We start from the raw sequence: 3371 nt of genomic DNA on the forward strand, positions 1-3371 counted from the left end.
CTCCCGTACCCCGTCGCTGCGTGCCGAGCGGGCGCTGCTCGGCGCCGGGGCACGGGTCGTGGTCGGCATGGACGAGGTCGGGCGCGGCGCGCTGGCCGGGCCGGTGAGCGTCGGGGTGGTCGCGGTCGACGCGAGCACCCGCACGACGCCGCGCGGGGTCGCGGACTCCAAGCTCCTCACCCCCGCCGCGCGCACGGCACTGCTGCCGGCCCTGAGCAGATGGGGCCTGGCGCGCGCCGTCGGGCACGCGTCGGCGGCCGAGATCGACGCCTTCGGCATCATCTGCGCGCTGCGGCTCGCCGGGCGCCGAGCGCTCGCCCACCTGACGGACGCCATCGGCCCGGTGGACATGGTGCTGCTCGACGGATCGCACGACTGGCTGTCCACGCCCGCACAGGCGGACCTGTTCGGCGGAGAGCTCCTCGGTGCGCTCGGGCACGCCGGCGACCCGCTCGCCCCCGCGTTCGGCGCCGTCCCGCCCGACGACGACGATGCGGCGCCCGACCCGGCCGTGCACCTGCTCGTGAAGGCGGACCTGACCTGCTCCTCGGTCGCCGCGGCGAGCGTGCTCGCGAAGTGCGAGCGGGACGCGCTGATGACCGGGCTGGCCGCGGCGCACCCCGCCTACGGCTGGGCGGACAACAAGGGGTACGGCACCGCGGAGCATGTCGCGGCGCTGCGCGCGAACGGCCCGAGCCCCCTGCACCGGATGAGCTGGCGGCTCCCGCTCGACCCGGGGGAGCTCCCGCTCGACGACGAGTGACCTGGCCCTTCGTGGCCCGAGGTGGCCCCGCCGGCATCGGTGATGGTCCATGATGGGACCGTGAGCGCGGAGGACCTGGAGAACTACGAGACCGACATGGAGTTGGCCCTCTACCGCGAGTATCGCGATGTGGTGGGCCTGTTCTCGTATGTCGTGGAGACCGAGCGTCGCTTCTATCTGGCGAACCAGGTGGACCTGCAGGTCCGGTCCGCGGCGGGTGAGGTCTACTTCGAGCTGAGCCTGGGCGACGCGTGGGTCTGGGACGTGTACCGGTCGGCGCGCTTCGTGAAGTCCGTGCGGGTCGTGACGTTCCGGGACGTGAACGTCGAGGAGCTGGCCAAGGCCGAGTTGGACCTCACCGAGACCGGCCCCTTCCCCCGCTGAAGCCACCCCCAGGCTGGCCGGACGAGACTCGACCCCCAGCCCGGCCGGTCGCTGCTCGCCCCCGGTGGCGCGGCGCGGCAGCGTTGCCCGCGGAGGTGGTCGCGTGCGTGCCAAGGACGCGGTGGGACGGTACGGGGAGCAGGTCGCTGCGCGGTATCTGCTCGGCGAGGGCTGGCAGGTGCTGGACCGCAACTGGCGCGGCTCGGACGGTGAGCTGGACATCGTGGCCCTGCACGACGGCGGGCTCGTGGTGGTCGAGGTCAAGACCCGCCGCGGTCTCGGGTTCGGGCACCCCGCCGAGGCGGTCACGCCTCGCAAGCTCGCGCGGCTGCGACGCCTGACGGCCCAGTGGCTCGCGGCGCACGACGTGCACCCGCCGTCCATCCGGATCGACGTCATCGCGGTGCTCGTCCCCCGCCGCGGGGCCGCGCGTCTCGAGCATCTCGTCGGGGTGCTCTAGATGGCACTGGGCCGCACCCTCGGGGTCGCCATGCTCGGGATGACCGGGCACGTCATCGAGGTCGAGGCGCACCTCGCCGCGTCCATCCCCGGCTTCACCCTGGTCGGCCTGCCCGACGCCGCCCTCGCCGAGTCGCGCGACCGCGTCCGGGCGGCGGTGACGTCCTCGAAGATCGGCTGGCCGCAGCGCAGGATCACCGTCAACCTCTCGCCCGCCTCGCTGCCGAAGGCAGGTTCCGGCTTCGACCTGGCGATCGCGATCGCCGTGATCGCGGGCGCCGAGGAGTTCGATCCGGCCCGCGTGGCGGGCGTCGTGCACCTCGGCGAGCTCGGACTGGACGGGCGGCTGCACCCCGTGCGCGGGGTGCTGCCGGCGGTCGCGGCGGCGGTCGCCGCCGGCCGCCCGCGCGTCGTGGTCCCGGCGGCGAACGCCGCTGAGGCCCGGCTCGTGCCGGGGGCGATCGTCATCGCGGCGACCAGTCTCGCGGAGGTCGCCTATTCGTACGGGGCACAGATCCCCGAGCCCCGCCCGGCCGCCCCGGTGGTCGCCGTCGTGCAGGCCCGCACCGGACCGCCCGCCGTCGACCTGGCGGAGGTGCTCGGCCAGCTCCAGGCGCGGGCAGCCCTCGAGGTCGCGGCCGCGGGCGGCCACCACCTGCTCATGGTCGGGCCGCCCGGTGCCGGCAAGACGATGCTCGCCGCCCGGCTGCCCGGCCTGCTGCCCGACCTCACCGATGTCGAGGCGGTCGAGGTCACCTCCGTGCACTCCGTCGCGGGGACGTTCGACCCCGGCGGCGGGCTGCTGCGGCGCCCGCCGTTCGAGGACCCGCACCACACCGCGACCCCGGCGGCCGTCGTCGGCGGCGGCTCGGGCATCCCGCGGCCCGGCGCGGCCTCCCGGGCGCACCGCGGCGTGCTGTTCATGGATGAGGCCCCCGAGTTCTCCCCGCGCGTCCTGGAGACGTTGCGGCAGCCGATGGAGCACGGCGAGCTCGTGCTCCATCGTGCCGGCGGGACGGCTCGCTACCCCGCGCGGTTCCAGCTCGTGCTGGCCGCCAACCCGTGCCCGTGCGGCAAGGCCGTCGGCAAGGGGCTCGAGTGCACCTGCCAGCCGATGGCGCGGCGGCGGTACTGGGCGCGGCTGTCCGGGCCGTTGCTGGACCGCGTGGACCTGCAGGTCGAGGTGCATCCGGCGTCTCGCGCGGAGATCGACGGTGCGAGCGGCGAGTCCAGCGCGGTGGTCGCGGTCCGCGTCGCCGCCGCCCGGCAGGCGCAGGCGGACCGGCTGGCCGGCACACCGTGGCGGACCAACTCCGAGGTGCCCGGACACTGGATCCGATCGGCGCTCGGTGCCGACCGGTCCCTGCTGGTCGACCTCGACCGCGCGCTGGACCGCGGGCTGCTCAGCCTGCGGGGCGTCGACCGCGTGCTCCGGGTCGCCTGGACGCTCGCCGATCTCGCGGGGCTGGCGGCGCCGACCCGCGCCGAGATCGGCCGGGGACTGCTGTTCCGTACGCGCGGGCAGGTGGCGGCGTGACCGGCCCGGGTGCGGCGGGTGGGTCTGCCGGGGTAGGCGATGCGGGCGGGGCCGGCGAGTTCGATGCCGAGACGCTGGCCCGCGCGGCCTGGAGCCGGCTCGCGGAGCCTGGCGACGAGATGGCCGGGGCGGTGCTGTCGGCCCTCGGCGCCGTGGACGCGCTCGACTGGCTCCGGACCGCGGTCGGTGCCGGCCCGGCTGCCGGTTCGGCCGCGGGTGCGGCCGGCC

4 protein-coding genes and 1 pseudogene are annotated in these 3371 nt (G+C 75.8%); all 5 read left to right on the forward strand.

Annotated elements, in window-relative coordinates; all coding sequences use genetic code 11:
• The coding region (locus tag VIM26_RS01105; RefSeq protein ID WP_331948466.1) for a ribonuclease HII at positions 1 to 763 on the forward strand (763 nt) is incomplete at its 5' end.
• Between the two features lie 60 nt (positions 764 to 823).
• Positions 824 to 1147: a DUF2469 domain-containing protein gene (locus VIM26_RS01110; RefSeq protein WP_331948467.1), complete on the forward strand. Its 324-nt coding sequence runs from the start codon at positions 824 to 826 to the stop codon at positions 1145 to 1147.
• Between the two features lie 103 nt (positions 1148 to 1250).
• Positions 1251 to 1607, forward strand: coding sequence for a YraN family protein (locus VIM26_RS01115; protein ID WP_331948468.1), 357 nt, complete (start codon positions 1251 to 1253; stop codon positions 1605 to 1607).
• A complete protein-coding gene (locus VIM26_RS01120; RefSeq protein ID WP_331948469.1) occupies positions 1608 to 3143 on the forward strand; it encodes a YifB family Mg chelatase-like AAA ATPase in 1536 nt (511 codons plus the stop codon).
• Positions 3140 to 3371, forward strand: a pseudogene (locus VIM26_RS01125) (DNA-protecting protein DprA); the annotation flags it as partial. The gene VIM26_RS01120 and the pseudogene VIM26_RS01125, both read left to right, overlap by 4 nt.

The organism is Pengzhenrongella sp. (assembly GCF_036565025.1).
Classification (GTDB): domain Bacteria; phylum Actinomycetota; class Actinomycetes; order Actinomycetales; family Cellulomonadaceae; genus Pengzhenrongella.

Coding starts and splice junctions, on each gene's coding strand:
- VIM26_RS01120 (WP_331948469.1), top strand. CDS start 1,608: ATGGCACTGGGCCGCACCCTCGGGGTCGCCATGCTCGGGATGACCGGG.